Source organism: Cloacibacterium sp. TD35 (assembly GCF_028864635.1).
Taxonomy (GTDB): Bacteria; Bacteroidota; Bacteroidia; order Flavobacteriales; family Weeksellaceae; genus Cloacibacterium.
In genome coordinates this window covers 574,365-591,796 of sequence record NZ_CP104850.1, presented here as the reverse complement: position 1 = coordinate 591,796, position 17,432 = coordinate 574,365, and the positions used below count along the sequence as shown (strand labels likewise).

Annotated in this window: 16 protein-coding genes; 7 read left to right on the top strand and 9 right to left on the bottom strand. The window is 33.1% G+C overall.

Features of this window, described 5'->3' with window-relative positions:
* The first annotated feature begins 12 nt into the window (after positions 1-12).
* Both N7277_RS02645 and N7277_RS02640 read left to right on the top strand, forming a co-directional pair.
* A complete protein-coding gene (locus tag N7277_RS02645; RefSeq protein ID WP_274780793.1) occupies positions 13-642 on the top strand; it encodes a DUF502 domain-containing protein in 630 nt (209 codons plus the stop codon).
* A gap of 98 nt (positions 643-740) precedes the next feature.
* Positions 741-2,117 (top strand): tryptophanase, encoded by a 1,377-nt coding sequence (locus N7277_RS02640; protein ID WP_274780211.1) that lies wholly within the window; start codon positions 741-743, stop codon positions 2,115-2,117.
* 46 nt (positions 2,118-2,163) lie between these two features.
* On the opposite strand, the gene N7277_RS02635 is transcribed toward N7277_RS02640, so the two are convergent.
* Entirely contained in the window at positions 2,164-2,670 is a 507-nt protein-coding gene (locus N7277_RS02635; RefSeq protein WP_274780210.1) for a DUF6646 family protein, read from the bottom strand.
* 59 nt (positions 2,671-2,729) lie between these two features.
* On the bottom strand, positions 2,730-3,104 hold the full coding sequence (locus N7277_RS02630) for a hypothetical protein (RefSeq protein ID WP_274780209.1): 375 nt from the start codon (positions 3,102-3,104) through the stop codon (positions 2,730-2,732).
* 40 nt (positions 3,105-3,144) lie between these two features.
* On the opposite strand from N7277_RS02630, the gene N7277_RS02625 reads away from it, so the two are divergent.
* Together N7277_RS02625 and uvrB are read left to right on the top strand one after the other, a co-directional pair.
* Positions 3,145-4,629 (top strand): S41 family peptidase, encoded by a 1,485-nt coding sequence (locus N7277_RS02625; RefSeq protein WP_274780208.1) that lies wholly within the window; start codon positions 3,145-3,147, stop codon positions 4,627-4,629.
* 72 nt (positions 4,630-4,701) lie between these two features.
* On the top strand, positions 4,702-6,693 hold the full coding sequence (gene uvrB, locus N7277_RS02620) for an excinuclease ABC subunit UvrB (RefSeq protein ID WP_274780207.1): 1,992 nt from the start codon (positions 4,702-4,704) through the stop codon (positions 6,691-6,693).
* Positions 6,694-6,705: 12 nt separating this feature from the next.
* Here uvrB and N7277_RS02615 read toward each other — a convergent pair whose 3' ends face one another.
* The 4 genes from N7277_RS02615 to N7277_RS02600 form a co-directional block, all read right to left on the bottom strand.
* Positions 6,706-6,957 carry a DUF3820 family protein gene (locus tag N7277_RS02615; protein WP_274780792.1) on the bottom strand — a complete coding sequence of 84 codons (252 nt, stop codon included), beginning with the start codon at positions 6,955-6,957 and terminating at the stop codon, positions 6,706-6,708.
* Between the two features lie 14 nt (positions 6,958-6,971).
* The gene (locus N7277_RS02610) at positions 6,972-8,063 is read right to left on the bottom strand and encodes an AI-2E family transporter (RefSeq protein ID WP_274780206.1); all 1,092 of its coding nucleotides are present in this window, start codon (positions 8,061-8,063) and stop codon (positions 6,972-6,974) included.
* A gap of 77 nt (positions 8,064-8,140) precedes the next feature.
* Positions 8,141-8,926, bottom strand: a complete 786-nt coding sequence (locus tag N7277_RS02605) for a hypothetical protein (RefSeq protein ID WP_274780205.1) — start codon at positions 8,924-8,926, stop codon at positions 8,141-8,143.
* A gap of 58 nt (positions 8,927-8,984) precedes the next feature.
* The gene (locus N7277_RS02600; protein WP_274780204.1) at positions 8,985-9,716 is read right to left on the bottom strand and encodes a hypothetical protein; all 732 of its coding nucleotides are present in this window, start codon (positions 9,714-9,716) and stop codon (positions 8,985-8,987) included.
* A gap of 116 nt (positions 9,717-9,832) precedes the next feature.
* Here N7277_RS02600 and N7277_RS02595 point away from each other — a divergent pair, with 116 nt between their 5' ends.
* Positions 9,833-10,810, top strand: a complete 978-nt coding sequence (locus N7277_RS02595; protein ID WP_274780203.1) for an aminodeoxychorismate synthase component I — start codon at positions 9,833-9,835, stop codon at positions 10,808-10,810.
* The gene (locus tag N7277_RS02590) at positions 10,794-11,420 is read left to right on the top strand and encodes an aminotransferase class IV (RefSeq protein ID WP_274780202.1); all 627 of its coding nucleotides are present in this window, start codon (positions 10,794-10,796) and stop codon (positions 11,418-11,420) included. The genes N7277_RS02595 and N7277_RS02590 overlap by 17 nt, the downstream gene beginning before the upstream one ends.
* Positions 11,421-11,433: 13 nt before the next feature.
* On the opposite strand, the gene menD is transcribed toward N7277_RS02590, so the two are convergent.
* Positions 11,434-13,101 (bottom strand): 2-succinyl-5-enolpyruvyl-6-hydroxy-3-cyclohexene-1-carboxylic-acid synthase, encoded by a 1,668-nt coding sequence (menD, locus tag N7277_RS02585; RefSeq protein ID WP_274780201.1) that lies wholly within the window; start codon positions 13,099-13,101, stop codon positions 11,434-11,436.
* Between the two features lie 330 nt (positions 13,102-13,431).
* Entirely contained in the window at positions 13,432-14,514 is a 1,083-nt protein-coding gene (locus N7277_RS02580) for a leucine-rich repeat domain-containing protein (protein WP_274780200.1), read from the bottom strand.
* A 394-nt stretch (positions 14,515-14,908) separates the two neighbouring features.
* Here N7277_RS02580 and N7277_RS02575 point away from each other — a divergent pair, with 394 nt between their 5' ends.
* Positions 14,909-15,541 (top strand): hypothetical protein, encoded by a 633-nt coding sequence (locus tag N7277_RS02575; protein WP_274780199.1) that lies wholly within the window; start codon positions 14,909-14,911, stop codon positions 15,539-15,541.
* 110 nt (positions 15,542-15,651) lie between these two features.
* Here the strand turns inward: N7277_RS02575 and N7277_RS02570 are convergent, their stop codons facing one another.
* Entirely contained in the window at positions 15,652-17,226 is a 1,575-nt protein-coding gene (locus N7277_RS02570; RefSeq protein ID WP_274780198.1) for an IS1182 family transposase, read from the bottom strand.
* Between the last annotated feature and the right edge of the window lie 206 nt (positions 17,227-17,432).

Below are 17,432 nucleotides of genomic sequence, written 5' to 3'. Positions count from 1 at the left end.
AAGAAAGTGAGAATTAAAAAGCCAAAACCCGAAGACTACTTAAATCTTTTCGTGAAATCTTTCTTGAAAGGGCTGATTATCATTGGTCCTATCGCGGCTACTTTGTATCTCATTTTTTTGGTTTTTGACACCATTGATAATATCATTCCGTTTGAAAAATTCTTTCCCTATCTCAATAGAACAGGTGTTGGCTTTTTGTCATTAATTCTATTTATTTCTGGAGTAGGTTATTTCTTTAACAAATTTGTTTTTGGTAAAGTAGTTTTCGAAAGTTTAGACCATTTTTTAGAAAAAACACCAGGAGTAAAACATATTTACACACCTACTAAAGATGTAATGTCTTCATTTGTAGGAGATAAGAAAAAATTTAACACGCCAGTTTGGGTAAAAACCAATGAAAATCCAGAAATCTGGAGAATTGGATTTTTGACTCAAAAAGAAATGGGCGAAGTAGAAAAACACAATTTTGTGGCGGTGTATTTGCCTCATTCTTACGCTATTTCTGGCTGGGTAATTGTCACCGAAGAAAAAAACATAAAACCTGTAGTGGGAATGAACGCTGCCGAAGCTATGAAATTTGCAGTTTCTGGTGGAGTGGCAGGCTTCCACAGTGATAAAAACGTTTTCAAAGCACCGGAATGATTTATAAATTAAATAATTAAAAAATGAAAGAGTCAATGGTTGCTTTTCATTTTTAGAATTCTCAAAATTTAATTATTTAATTTTAAATTATTCATTTAATGAAACTTCCTTACGCAGAACCCTTCCGCATAAAAATGGTGGAAGAAATCTATCAATCTACACGCGAACAAAGAGAGCTTTGGCTTCAAGAAGCGCACTATAACTTATTTAATTTAAAATCTTCTCAGGTTTTTATCGATTTGCTTACCGATTCAGGAACGGGAGCAATGAGTGATAAACAATGGGGAGAACTCATGACTGGAGATGAATCTTATGCCGGTTCTCGCTCCTTCGAAAAACTCCAAAAACAAGTCGAAAAATTAACGGGATTTCAGTTTCTTTTACCCGTTCATCAAGGTAGAGCTGCAGAAAATGTGCTTTTTTCTACGATGATTAAAGAAAATGACATTATTCCTGGAAATTCTCATTTTGATACCACCAAAGGGCATATAGAATTCAGAAAAGCTCATGCAGTGGATTGTACGATTGATGAGGCTTTTGATATAGAAAACCTTCATCCTTTCAAAGGAAATTTAGATATTCAAAAATTAGAAAAAGTTTATCAATCTTATCCAAAAGAACAAATTCCGTTTTGTTTGATTACCATTACTTGTAATACTTCTGGCGGACAACCCGTTTCTTTGGAAAATATAAAAGCGGTTAAAAATCTCTCGGATCAATATGGGATTCCAGTGATTTTTGACGCTGCAAGATTTGCCGAAAATGCTTATTTCATTAAGCAAAGAGAAGAAAATTACAAAAATTGGAGCATCAAAGAAATCTGTAGAGAAATGTTTTCTTACGGAATTGGGATGACCATGAGTTCTAAAAAAGATGGGTTGGTAAATATTGGTGGTTTTATCGCTTTAAATGACGAGGAAATTTTCAGAAAAGCGTCTAATTTCACTATTATTTATGAAGGTTTTATCACTTACGGTGGAATGGCGGGAAGAGATATGGCTGCACTTGCGCAAGGTTTAGACGAAGCAACTGAATTTCCATACCTAGAAAGTAGAATTTCTCAAGTAGAACTTTTGGGAAATCTCTTGATAGAATACGGAATTCCTGTTCAGAAACCAATTGGCGGTCACGCTGTTTTCTTAGATGCGCTGAAGTTTCTTCCGAATATAAAAAGAGAAGAATTTCCTGCGCAAACATTGGCTTTAGAAATCTATAAAGAGGCAGGAATTAGAGGGGTGGAAATAGGAACTATTTTAGCAGATAGAGACCCAGAAACCAGAGAAAATCGTTATCCAAAACTAGAATTGGTAAGATTGGCATTGCCAAGAAGAACGTATACCGATAATCATATTCAGTATATTGCAGCAGCGCTTAAGAATGTTTTTGACCGAAGAGATGAGATTACAAAAGGGTACAAAATCACTTGGGAATCAGAAATTTTAAGACATTTTACAGTAAAGCTAGAACAAGCATAAAAAATGCCGAGATTTTTCTCGGCATTTGTATTTTTTATAAAGTTTTTTAGTTGTCAATATCAAAAGATACTCCAATATTTACAGCAAATTGATTGTTTAAATCATCGAAAACGGTTTCAGATTTTTTGTATTTCGCGATTGGGAATTGCATTTCTGTATAGAGTCCAAAACCTTTATCGAAGAAATATCTTGCTCCAAGATGTCCGCCGAAATTTTTAACTCCAAGGTTTAATCCTGGATATACATCTACATTTGAAGGCAATTTCATTACACTTCCAAGATTAGCGTTTAATCTTACCTTTAAATCAAATCTAGCACCGAATTTTGGGATTTCTCCACCGATTTCTTTAACACCTAGAAGATATCCGGCCTGTGCGCCAACAGAAAAACTATCTCCTAAGCCATAATCTACAGAAGAAACTATTCCTGTTCCTCCATCTTGTAAATTAGCTCCAATATTCACTTTTACATCACCAGTTCCTTTGTAAGCAACAGTTTGAGCACTTGCAGAACCTATTGCTAAAATCATCGCGCTTGCTAAAATTTTTTTCATAATAATACTTTTTACATGTAATTTAAACGGGCGCAAAAATAATCTATTTTAAAAAAAAATTATTTTAGTTTAAAATTTACCGGTTTAAAAACATCTGCCGTATCTGTAACAAAATAAATGCCATTTTCTTTTTCTACTAACTTAGGTTTGAATCCAAAAATTGCGGTAGATTGAGCTATTACATTGACTTTGAATTTTTTATTTGTTTTGTTTTCTGGAGTTATTTCTTGTAAAATATTATTAAGAACTACTGATTTAGGAGCAATAGAATCATGACTTAGTTCAAATTCTACCCAATACCCTTTTTGATCAGCATTAGAATAAGAAGAGTATGTAGCATTTTTCACCTTTGGTAAAGCACTTGATTTACAAGAAGTTGCTATAATTGTGATAAAGATTGCGGCTAAAAATGTTTTTATTATACTAATTTTCATAAATTTATCGTTTAATTAATTTACAAATCTATTCAAAAAAATGAAACTTAAATACCTATTTAACGCACTATTTTTGACATTAGTATTTATCTCTTGTTCTAGAGATGACAATAATGACTCTGGTTCTACTACTACTAAGCCTGATGAAATTAATAATTTTGTTTGGAAGGCAATGAACTCTTGGTATTATTGGCAACCCAATGTTCCTAATCTAGCAGATTCTTTTGATGATAATCTCACCTCATATGCTAATTTTTTAAATGGAAAGACTCCAGACAAGTTGTTTTATTCTTTACTTTATCAGAGAGAGACAGTCGATAGATTTTCTTGGATTGAAAATAATAATGAAATTGTATATTCTTCTAAAATTGCTGAAGTAGAGAAAAGTGGAGGATTTGATATAGGAATTTACCCTAAAGACAATACCAATACTAATGCTGTTGCTCTTGTAAATTACGTGGTGCCTAATTCACCTGCAGCTTTAGCTGGTTTAAAACGAGGTGATGTAATTACTAAAGTAAACGGTTCTCCTTTAACGCTTAGTAATTCAAGTTTACTATATAATAGTCAAGTAAATATTACACTTGCTGCTACTGTACAATTGTTAAGCACAGGGATTATTACTACAGATAAAACCTCTTCTATTTCCATTACTCAAGCTGACATAGATGAAAATCCTGTCGCTTATTACGAGAAAAAAGTTTACGGCACTAAAAATATTGGTTATCTAGTATTTAATGCCTTCAAAGCAGATTATAATGACGAATTAAATGCTGCTTTTGCACAAATGAAAACAGATGGAATCAATGAATTGGTTCTAGATTTAAGATATAACGGAGGTGGTTCTCTAGAAACTGCGATAGCGTTAGCAGGAATGATTAATAATAATTTTAGCGGCAGTCCGTATGTTTATTTAGATTTTAATAATAAACATAATAGCGAGGACGGCTTTGATTATCTGAGCAATCAAGTAAATACTTATAGCCTGGTTAATAACAGGCCAGAAAAATCTGGAACACAAGCTATAAACAGTCTTAATCTTACCAAGGTGTATGTATTGGTGAATTTTCAAACAGCATCAGCAAGCGAGCTTACTGTTCAGTGTCTTAAAAAATACGTAAATGTGGTAACTATTGGTTATGATACAGTAGGGAAATTTGTAGGTTCTATTACATTATATGATTCACCTTCTCAAGATTATACTTCTTATGCAAACAGAAATACGAAGCATAACTGGCAATTACAGCCAATTACTTTTTCTTATTATAACAAAGATAAAGATGTAAATCCCACATACATTAATCCAGATTATGCCATCAATCCTTATTCTATTTTTAACAACCTGACCGCTTTTGGTGATGTAAGAGACCCATTTTTGAAAAAAGCCTTAGAGCTTATTACAGGTCAAACATTCAGAATGAGTAATACTGCTACCAGCAGTTTTGAAAATAAAAATCTGCAAAGATTTAATCCTACGAATGCTGCAAAAGGACTATATATTCAAGATTTTCAAAATTTTAGATAATTTTTAAAAGAGCAGAAATTTCTGCTCTTTTTTTCTTTCTATTCTTGTTATCTTTGCTCTTTATTCACACTCATGAATTTCAAACTTCACTCAGAATTTGCACCAACAGGTGATCAGCCCGCAGCTATTGAAAAACTCTCCGAAGGTTTACAAAACGGAGAGAAATATCAGACTTTGCTAGGTGTTACTGGTTCTGGTAAGACTTTTACCATTGCAAATGTGGTTGAAAAAGTTCAAAAACCGACTTTAGTTTTAGCGCATAATAAAACTTTGGCGGCTCAACTTTTTATGGAATTCAAGGAGTTTTTTCCAGATAATGCGGTAGAATATTTCGTTTCTTACTACGATTATTATCAGCCAGAAGCTTACATTGCTTCGTCTGGGACCTACATAGAAAAAGACTTGTCTATTAATGAAGAAGTAGAAAAACTAAGGCTTTCGGCTACGGCAAGTTTACTTTCCGGAAGGAGAGATGTTTTAATAGTTGCTTCAGTTTCATGTATTTACGGTATTGGAAATCCTACAGAGTTCAATAAATCTTTGATAGAATTAGAAGTCAATTCTAAAATTTCTAGAACAGATTTTCTTCATAAATTGGTAAATGCGTTGTACTCTAGAAGTGTAAATGAATTTGCGAGAGGTACATTTCGAGTAAAAGGAGACGTGATAGATGTTTATCCAGCATATGCTGATAACGGAATTAGAGTGCAATTTTTCGGAGATGAAATCGAAAAAATTCAAAGTTTTGATGTCATTTCAGGAAACGTAACTTCTAGTTTTGACCAAATAAATATTTATCCAGCCAATTTATTTGTTACCTCCAAAGAAACTTTAAATTCGGCAATTAGAGAGATTCAGGACGACATGGTAAAACAAGTCGACTTTTTTAATTCTATTGATAAGCCAATTGAAGCCAAGCGTTTGCAAGAACGTACCGAATTGGATTTGGAAATGATAAAAGAGCTCGGTTATTGCTCTGGAATTGAGAATTATTCTCGTTATATGGACGGAAGAATGCCTGGTTCTAGACCGTTCTGCTTGTTAGATTATTTTCCGAAAGATTATTTGATGGTGATTGATGAGTCTCACGCTACACTTCCGCAAGTTCACGCAATGTATGGTGGTGATAGAAGCAGAAAAGAGGCTTTGGTGGAGTACGGATTCAGACTTCCCGCTGCAATGGATAACAGACCGCTGAAATTTCCAGAATTTGAGGAAATGCAGAATCAAGTGATTTACGTTTCTGCGACTCCTGCTGATTATGAATTGGAAAAATCTGGAGGAATTTATACCGAACAAATTATAAGACCGACTGGACTTCTTGACCCAATTATCGAAGTAAGGCCTACCATGAATCAAATCGATGATTTAATCGAAGAAATTCAAAAAAGGGTAGAAGAAGACGAACGTGTTTTGGTGACGACTTTAACCAAGAAAATGGCAGAAGAACTCACTAAATATTTTACCAGATTTGGTATTAGAACTCGTTATATTCACTCAGATGTAGAAACTTTGGAGCGTATCCAAATCATGCAAGATTTAAGAACGGGATTATTTGATGTTTTGGTGGGCGTAAATCTTTTGAGAGAAGGTTTAGATTTACCGGAAGTTTCACTGGTAGCAATTCTCGATGCGGATAAAGAAGGAATGTTGCGTTCTCGTCGTTCTTTGGTCCAAACCATTGGTAGAGCCGCGAGAAATATCAACGGAAAAGCAATTATGTACGCCGATAAAATTACCAATTCTATGCAAAAAGCGATTGATGAAACCAATTATCGCCGTGAAAAACAAACACAATACAATTTAGAACACAATAAAGTTCCGACTGCACTTAACAAGAAAATTTCTGAACATTTGGTGGGAAGAGCCAAAGATTTCCCTGATACTTCTTATACCCAAAAAGAAATTATTCGTCAAGTTGCTGAAGAACGTGCTGCTTACGGAAGCGTAGATGTAGAAAAACTCATCGCCGAAAAACAAAAAGCGATGGAAGCGGCTGCGAAAAATCTAGATTTCATCACCGCTGCAAAATTGCGAGATGAGATTGCTGCGTTGAAAACTTAAAAAAGATTCAATCTAAAATTTATAAACTCTTTTCTTTGATTTTTCATAATTCACTTCATCACGAATTGGAGTAAGTAAATCCATTAAACCATTGATTTTTATTTCATAAATCGTAGAAAGTTGCATGCCGAGTTTTCCTTTTGGCATTCCTTGTCGGTGAAACCATTCTAAGTAAGAAATAGGCAAATCTGCCAAAACGATTCCAGCATGTTTTCCGAAAGGCATTTTTACCTCGCAGATTTCTTTTAATATTTCGGGGTTAATTCCTTGCATTTTTTTTAAATATCAATATCAATTTTTGATTGAAGTGGGCTTTCGCTTTCGGGAAGAACGATGTCATTCGGAGAATCTTCTGTTTCTTCAGAAAATTCGTCTCCATAAATTTGCATCAGTAGAATAGTGATAGAAACTAAAATCGGCCCAAATATTAAACCAAAAAAGCCGAAAATCTTTAGTCCTAAAATAATTCCAAAAACGGTATTTAATGGATGGATGTTTTCTAGTTTTTTCAAAAAAGTAAATCTGAAAACATTATCTACCAATCCCACTACTAAAAATCCATAAGCTAGAATGCCGAGTCCGCCAAAAGTATCACCACTTGCAAGCATAAATAAACCGACTGGTACATAAATAATAGCAGCTCCTACAATCGGAATCATACTGCCAATAAAAGTAAGGATAAACAACAATAAAGGACTTGGGGCGCCAAAAATAAAATAACTAATCAATGCAACTATTGCCTGAACAAGTGCTACAACTGGAATTCCTACCGCATTAGCAATTACCATTTTCGTAAATTTTTCGCCAATTTTTTGGTCATTCGCTTTCTTTAGAGGAGAAATAGAGGTAAGAATTCTTTCGAATAATCTTCCTTTAGTAAGCATGAAGTACAAAATGAAAAACATACCTACAATTATACTAATCATATTAACTGTAGTATTCAGAATAGCAGTGGAAGCTTGCGTAGCAAATCCTGTGATTTTTTCTAGATTTCCGCCACTTAAAATTTCAAACCCTGTTTTGGCACGAATATAACTTTCTATTTTTAAAAAGAAATCTGTAATACTCTCTGTATAAGCTTTTGCATCACTTATTTTATTGACTAAAACTTCAATAGTGAAATACGTGGGAATCACGATGATGACTAGACAAATTAAGATAATGACCAATGCAGCAACCCAAGGTTTCCAGCCTTTTTCTTCTACGAGTTTAAAATTCCAACTTCTAGAAATAATATACAATGTGATGGCTCCTAATAATGATGGCAAAAAATCACTGAGATTGTATAATATTATCGCTGAAAGAATTATAATGACCGCCAACATGAAAACTTGACGGATTTTGTTATTGCTGATTTGGTCTGGGTGCATTTGTTTTGTTTTAATGCGAATTTAATAAAAAAAGCAACAGTAAAATCTGTTGCTTTCTGTAAATTGTTTATAAAATTTTAAGATTTTACTTCGTATGGCGCTCCGCAAATTGCAGAATAGATAGAATATCTTGCTGTAAAGAAGAATGGGTAAGTAAATAATATCCCAACCAAGCAAAATAAAACACCTGCACAAGCTATAATTCCTGCTAAAATCCACAATACCAAAACGGTTATAAAATTAGCATGAACCAGAGAAAATGATTTTCTAATACCTTCTACTGCTGAGGTGTTTTCGAAAAACACAATCGGTAATCCTATAAAGAATGCAAAAGAAAGGTATACACCAATCAGCATGTTGATTTCTAAACCAGTTTGAATAAGCGCTGTAGTAATGAATCCATAAATGATGATTTGTACGGTATTCTGTCTGAAACCGATGAATAAATCTCCAAATTCTACCTCTTTTTTAGCGCTGAACTGATAAGAAATGTAAATAATTCCTACCACTAAAGGAGCTAATAATGCCGAAGTAATACTTTTAGAAATCACTTCAGAAATCATTACTGCAGTAGTTTTGGCAGCATCTAAACTATTTTGTAGCTCAGTAATAGCGTTGAGGTCATATTTTTGTTTCTCTACGAAATCATTCATCACCTTCATGACTTCATTTTGATAATCGCTACCGCCTGGAATCAATAAAGACAGTGCGCCATTAAAAATGAAATACGCTAAAAGATAAATGACTACAAAGACTAATGCATATAAAAAAGTTCCCGTAAAATTTTCGAATGCATGAGAAAGAATACTTCCTATTTCCTTTTTGGGTGTAATAGGTTGGTTTACTTCGGTAAAATTTTCCATAGTTTTTTCAATTGAGTTCTACCAAAATTAGTTAATTTTCTCAAAGTTTCGTTACATTTTATACAAATTTAATGCTGAAGAATCTTTTGAATAAAGTATAAATAATAGCATTCCAAAAAGGATAAGTGAATAAAAATCCTACGAAAAACAAGATAAATCCGCTATAACTGAATAAAAATGCGATGATGGCACAAGGTAAAACGATAGTCCAGTTTGCCCAAGCTACTTTTGCGCTGATGTTGATGGCTTCTAGCATTCTCATAGGCGTGAAATAGAGTAACGGACCTACAAAAACAGTAAGAAATACCCATAAAACACCAGGAATGAAAAAGAATGAAACTCCAAAACTGAAAATAACATTCCAGAAAATTGCATAACCCCAAAGTTTAAAGAAATTACTTCCTTTATAACCATCTAAAACTTCTGATATACTAGGTTTTTTGCCTTCATCAATTAAAGTATATACTCTTAAAAGCCCAATAAATAATGGGAAAAGTGATGCTTTTAACAATGATAGAACAATTTGGAAATAACTTCCGTTTTCCGTTGCGAGAAGTTCTCTTATTTTCACATTAAATTTTATAGGATCTTGTAAAAGTTCTGGCGTGAAAATGTGTAATTGATCTCCGAAATAATACTGCACTAACTGAAATCCTGAAATAAAAATTATCCCAAAATATAAAACGGTCACCACAAACTGAAACGAAAGCGTAGCTTTCCAATATCTAAAAGACTGATTGATCACCTCGTCTAAAGTGATTTTTGCCTTTGGTAAATTTTCTTGATTCATGCTGCAAAAGTAATGTTTTTTGATGTAAAGTAGAGCAATCGTAAAATCGTAAAAAGAGAAACGGCTTATTTTTTTAAAAATCTAAAATCTCAAGTTCTAATTTGTAAATTTGCGCGATGTTAAAAATCAACAAACAGAAATTTTCAGAAATGGATGAGCTTTCTCTGCAGAAAGTTCCTTTCTTTTTTGTGATTGATTTTTTAATGGAGAATGTGCTCATTTTCAATGAAGAAGATTTGAGAGCCAAGAAAATTTTAGTGGATTTTCCTAGTTTTAAAAATGTTCAAAAATCAACTTTTGAACCAAAAGAAGTCTCGTGGAAATCTTTTCCTCAATCCAAAGAAGATTACCAAAAAGGCTTCGAAATCGTGCAAAATCATTTGAAATTAGGAGATTCTTATTTGATTAATTACACTTGTGAAACGGCAATTGAGACTAATCTTTCTTTAGAAGAAATTTTTTATCAATCTGAAGCAAAGTACAAAATTTTATTCCCAGAGAATTTTACTTTTTTTTCGCCAGAAACTTTTGTAGAAATTAAAAATCATGAGATTTTTACTCATCCTATGAAAGGAACTATTGAAGCTTCTGTTCCAAATGCTGTATATGAACTAAAAAATTCGGTGAAGGAAAAAGCAGAACATTACACTGTAGTAGATTTGCTTAGAAACGATTTGAGCATGGTTGCAGAATGGGTAAAATTAGATGAATTCCAGAGGATAGATTTCTTAAAAACCCGAAACAAAAATCTCTATGCGATGAGTTCTGAAATTTCGGGAAAAGTAAAGCCAGAATTTCAAAATAAAATAGGAAGTTTGATGAAAACCTTACTTCCTGCAGGAAGTATTTTGGGCGCTCCAAAACCCAAAACCTTAGAAATTATATTAGAAGCCGAAACTTATGAAAGAGGCTTTTATACAGGAGTTTGCGGTTATTTTGATGGGGAGAATTTAGATTCTTGTGTGATGATTCGGTTTATTCAACAAAATGGTGGAAATTTAACATTCCGAAGTGGCGGTGGAATTACACATTTGAGTAAATTAGCAGATGAATACCAAGAAATGAAAAACAAAATTTATGTCCCGATTCATTGAAAGCATTAAAATAGAAGACCAAAAAGCCTTTTTGCTAGACTTACATCAAAAACGAGTGAACCAAACTTTTGCGCATTTTGGCAAAGAAGGTTCTATAGATTTGGCTAAAATTTTTAAAAATTTAGAACATGATGAAGATGGTTTGTACAAACTGCGCATCGTGTATGATTTAGATAAAAAATTCACTACACAACTCATTCCTTATGCGATTCCCGAAATAGAAAATTTTCAGTTGGTGGAAAATAATTCTTACGATTATTCTTTCAAATTTGAAGATAGAAAGGAATTTGAACGAATGAAAACCAAAGCTAAAACAGAAGAAATCATTGTGGTGAAGAATAATCACATTACGGATACTTCTTATACCAATATTCTTTTTTTGAAAGGTAAAGAATGGTTCACGCCGACTACTTATCTGTTAAACGGTGTGATGCGCCAACATTTGCTTCACGAAAAGAAGATAAAAGAAACCGAAATTACGCTTCAAAACATTAAGGAATTTTCTCACTTTCAGTTGATTAACGCCATGAATGATTTCGATGATATGTTTATTTATCCCATCGAAAGAATTGTAAATTTACCAGAAAGTTCTGATTATCTAGACGTTTAAACTTCAGGAAACCTTACTTCAAGAACTTAAAATATTCTTTCAAAACTTCTGCGTTTTGAATATCGGCAGTGTTGATTTCTAAGATTTTTGGTTTAGCTTCTGGCTTAAAGAAATTGTCTAAAACTCTTAACAGAGTATCTTCGTCTTCCACTTTAAAATATCCAAAACCGAAATGTTTAGCTAGATTTTCGCAGTTTTTCTGATGTTTGGTCGCAATAAATTCGTCTATTGCATTAGAAGTTGTAGGTCCGGGAATAATTCTAAAAATATTTCCTTCACCGTTATTCATCACGATAATTCTAGTGTACGGCGGAATGTAATTGTTCCAAAGTCCATTAATATCATAGAAAAATCCAAGTTCGCCAGAAATCAAAATCGTAGGATTTTCGTTCATCATCGCAAAACCCATCGCAGTAGAAGTAGAACCATCTATTCCGCTGGTTCCACGGTTGCAATAAATGTTGTGATTTTGTGAATATGGGAACAATTCTGCATAGCGAATCGCCGAAGAATTAGAAATATGAATATTGTAATTACTCGGAATTTTTTGTTCTAAAATTTGGAAAATTTTAAAATCTGAAAAATCTATTGTTTTGCAATATTCATCGTGTTTTGCATCTTTTTTATCACGAAGAACATCCCAAAGATTGAAATAAGCTGAAGGTTCTAACTTGGCAAATTTCAACAACTGACTGAAGAAAATTTCTGGTTTTGTTTTGATTTCTTGAGTTAAAGCAAAATACGTATTCGGTTGCCAAAATTCATCAATATGCCAATGATTTTGAGGTTTTGCTTTTCTCAAAAATTCTTTCACTTTTTTAGAAACTACGTTTTGACCAATCGTAATGAGTAAATCTGGAGCGTAGGTTTTGAAATCTTCTTCGCTGTAGTTGAAGACATATCGGTCAATATGATTGAAAAACTTGTCGTGATAGAGATTAGAATTCGCTTCTGTAAGCACTACCACAGAATGATTTTTCACGAATTGCGACAATAAACTTTGGAGTTTAGGATTTTTGTCAAGCGTTCCTGCTAAAATCAAAATTCTTTTAGCTACATTAAATTCAGAAACTAGGGTAGAGGAAATCTCGAAATCTCTTTTCTGAATGGTTTTCTCTATGCTAGGAAAGACAGGCAATTCTGTAGCGTACTGGTATAATGGTTCTGTAAGCGGAATATTGATATGAACCGGCCCTTGTTTCTCGAAACACAGTTCTATCGCTGTTTTTACGATTTTTAAGTTCTCTTCTTCAGCATTTTCTTTGTCATCTTCCAAAAGCTGAAAATCTCCGTAAGAATGCTGTTGAAACAAATCTTTTTGACGAATCGTTTGCCCATCAAATAAATCCACAAAATCTGTAGGTCTGTCTGCAGTAAGTACTAGAAGAGGAACGTTTTGATAAAATGCTTCTACCACAGCAGGATAATAATTGGTAGCAGCAGAACCAGAGGTACAAGAAATTGCAATAGGTTGTTTAAGCGATTTTGCCATTCCCATCGCTACAAAAGCAGCGCTTCTTTCGTCTACGATGCTGAAGCATTCAAAAGAATCTAGCTCTGAAAAATGAATAGCAAGTGGAGCATTTCTGCTTCCTGGCGAAATTACCATTTTGTTTATACCATATTGCTGAAGAACGTGCCCTAAAATCTGAATGCTGCGTTTTGATGAGAATTGTTTCATAGTTACAAAGGTATGAGATTTTTTGGAGTTTTTTAAATTTCGAAGCAAGTTCAGCAGATGATATTTGCTATATCTGAGATTAATTTTCTCAAATTCTGGGAAGAAAAATAATTTTTAAAAAGCTATTTTGAGTTTACCGAAAAGTATACCTTTTTTAACCAAAAAGTCTTCTTAAATGACGAATTCTATATTTTATAATTATATATAATACTGAGAATTAAATAAAAACAAAAAACCACCACATTACTGTGATGGTTTTGGTGCTTTTGCTGGGCTCTAACCAGATAAATCGGCAAATCTTTTTTTATTGTTGATATTTTTAAAGTTTTGTTACTTGCTCACCATTATTTTTGTTGTGTTTTCTCCTACTTTAACCAAGTAAATTCCATTTTTGTAAGCTGATGTATTAATGTTTACAGAGTTTCCGATAGATTTAGTTTGAAACAATATTTTACCAGATAAATCGTAAACACTAATATTTTCTCCTTTTGAAATGTTAGAAATTACCACATAGTCTTTTGCAGGATTAGGATAAACTTTCAAAAGATTATTCTTTGTTTCTGTTGTTGATAGATAAGTGTTTACATTTTTAAAACCATTCCATTGAGAGGCTGCAGCATAAGCTGTTTTAGAATTCTCAGGAACAAAAAGGGCGCAATTTTTCTGCCATGTCCCGTAAAACACATTACTTCCAAGACTTGGAGGAGTTGTTGCCAAAGATGTAAAGGATGTTAATTTATTGCAATTATAAAATGCTAAATTCCCAATAGAGGTAACTGAATCAGGAATAGAAATAGAGGTTAATTCAGTACAACCATTAAATGCCTCATTACCAATAGAGGTAACAGAATTAGGAATAGAAACAGATGTTAATCCTGTACAATATCTAAATATGCCTCTACCAATAGAAGTAAAAGAATTAGGAATAGAAATAGAGCTTAATCCTGAAGCAGAAAAAGCATAATCCCCAATAAATGTAACCGAATCAGGAATAGTAATAGTTGTTAATCCTGAACATTTGTAAAATGCCCAATCCCAAATAGAAGTAACAGAATTAGGAATAGAAACAGATGTTAATCCTGTGCAATTAGAAAATGCTTCCGAATTAAAAAAAGTAACCGAATTGGGAATGGTAACAGATGTTAATCCTGCGCAAGCATAAAATGCTCGATAACCGATTTCAGTGACAATGTATGTGTTGCCTCCATTGGAAACAGTAGATGGGATTGTTATATCTCCTGTGTAACCACCACCACTAGTTCCATTGGGGTTCATTACCTTTACTTTAAGAGGCGCAGTAGAAGAAGTTATTTGATAATAGATATTATTTTCAGTGAAATATTGTGCTGTTAATCCATTGATGAAAAACAAGAATAGAAACAGGATAAAAGAATTAAGTAGTTTTGTTTTCATAAAAGTTTTGTTTCTATAAATTTACGTGTTTTCAGCAGGAAAAAAAACATGATAAAAAACATAAAAGGTTGTTAATGAACGATTTATTATTCGTTAAATAGTAAATTTTAAACTTCACCCTCCTTTAAATTTACAGGAAGTTGTCCTAGACTTGTGTTCAAAAAAGTTTACCGATTTAATAAAATATTGGTTAAATTCCAATGATGAGTAGTCTCCAAAACTTAAATCATTTATTTTAATTAAATTTGTTAGAAACTAATAAGCAGAAACTCAATCACCGAACAAAATACTTACAATCATTTACAAACTAATATTTAATTGGTTATAAGTGTGTTACATTTATACTTCGTCTATTTGAGTGTTGTACGCAATTTTATAAACAGATACCGCAAAAATGAAAAAGATTTTAATTTTTATATTTTTTCCACTCTTGTATTTTAGCCAACAAAAAGACGATTGGTCAAATGCGATGCAAACCGCAATGAAAAATATTCAAAATCAAGATTTTAAAAATGCAATTATAAACCTTGACAAATCCTTAAAAATTGTTCCAAACAATTGGAGTGCACTTTATTTTAAAGGCTATTCTCAAATTATAATTGGAGAAGATAAAAAAGGTTGCCAAAATTTAATTAATTCAATATTTTTTGGTGGCAATGATTATCCTAAAAAAGTTTATGCGGAAAAATGCATCAATTATGATCCAAAATTAAATCCTCAAAATTTCAAAACAGGGAAATTTACTCTCCAAATTTTAGATGACAAGACAAAAGACTCAACAAAATATGAATTTGAGCGCAGAAATAATGTTCAATATGAGAATTTTGAAGGCAAAGTTTACAGTGGTAAAATCATTTGGTATAAAAACGGCGACTACACTATAATTCCAACGGAAGACACTGAAAAAATGATGACTGAAAATCCAAAATTTTTAACCAGAATTTTAAAAATAGAAAATAATAAATATTTATACGAAAAAATAGAGGAAAATCAAGTTCAGTTTGGAATAGTAGAAAAAGTTGAATAAAAACTGCGTATAACATAGGTAACTGTTGCACAACTCCCATTTTTAGAAATACTATTTCAAAAACATAAAATTTTGACCTCTTTAGAAGCAATTTTAGAGAGGTTTGTTTTTTAGTTAACGGTCAAAATTATAAAATTTGGGGTGCTTAAAATTGAGTTGTTGATGCTTTGAAAGACTGTTTTCATAAAAGCAAAGCACTTCCCTTGTTTTAGGGAAATAACTTGAGCTAAAATACTCGATTTTTTGATGGTAAAGCGCAAGTATTTTTTCAAGTTGTACGTTAAACTTGCCATTAATACGTGTTTGTTTGCGTTTTTGATTCCTCGTGTATTGACTCTCTTCATGTTCGTAAAGTTGACTAACGTTCCAATCACAGGTTCGACTGTTTTACTTCTTATTCTCGACATTTTTTTGGCATATTTTTCATTCTGTGTAAGCTTTTGATGCATGCGGTCGTAATGTTCTTTATGGATGCTGTCGTCTAGCTTTTTGAACTTGGTGCTTTTACCACAACAAGGTTCTCTTAGTGGACAGTTTTTACAATCTGTTTCACTGCTTCGGTAGGTGCGTTTGGTGTAGCCTTTACTATCGGTTTTTTCGCCTTTGAAAAGCAGTTTGGCTTGGTTGCCTTCGGGTTTTGTGCATTGGTAATAGTTTTCTTCTTTGTGGAAGGTAAATCCTTCGCGCTCGGGTTTGTATTGTCCAAAGTTGGGTATGTAGGCGTTGATATTTTTTTCGTGTAAATACGCCAACGATTCTCCACTGCTGTAACCACCATCGGCTAAAAGTTCTTGTAACTTTATTCCGTTTTCCTTTAGGTTTTCTTCTGTGAGTTCTACAATTTGTTCTAAACACTGACTGTCTCTTTTATCCGCAAAATCTGAACACGCTCCTGTAATGACATGGTGCGCATCGTCTACTACGATTTGTCCAAAATAATTTAATTGTCGCGCTTTGCCTGGTTTTACACTCACTCTAGCATCGCTATCTGTAGGTGAATAATGCGTATGATTCGATACATATTTTGGACGAATGATGTTCCCAAATTCATCTATTTTGTCTTTTCCTGTAGCGTTAGGCATTCCTTTATACGCTTCTGCTTTCCAAGCGTGGTGCTGCTCTACCAACTTCTTCCTTGCACTGGTGGTTTTAAATTCGCTGTTTTCTTCTAATTCGTTTACAAAAGCACTAACATCTTCCAAAACTTCCTTCTCTACTAAACTATCCATACTGGCGTTGGCTTTGATGAAAACGCTGTCCACCGCTTGTCGTTTTCCACGAACCATGCCTTTAGAAACGCACATTTTCAAGACTTCTTTAAACAAGTTTAAAAACACTTCTTCGCCATATAAACCGCGAGTTCGGCTAATGGTACTGTGCCAAGGAAGTTGCTCATGTACATCATAACCTAAAAACAAGCGTATCGATAAGCTATCACTACAAAAAGCAATTAATTGTCTATCTGAATTGATATTGTTTAAATATCCCACCAACAATATCTTAAAGAAAACTACAGGATCTATACTCTCCTGTCCTTCCTTACCATAATACTTTTGAGTTGCTTTATAAATGAAATCTAAATCGAGTTCGGTTTGCAATTTTCTGTAAAAATTATCCTCGGGAACTAGGTCTAATAAATTGACCGATACAAATAATTGTGGTCTAAAACTCTTCTTGCCTTGCATACATAAATTTACGAAATACCCCGTTTTTATACAAGTTTATTTGTATATTTGAGTTGTGCAACATGCACATAGTATTTGCAAAAGGCGGGTTTTACCTCTGAATTGAAAAGCCCCCGATGCCTCAGATTTCTAATCCGTTTCTTTCTACAACTCATTTTAAGTATATTTTTAGACACTAATAAAAGAAATATCAGCTAGGTATTCAA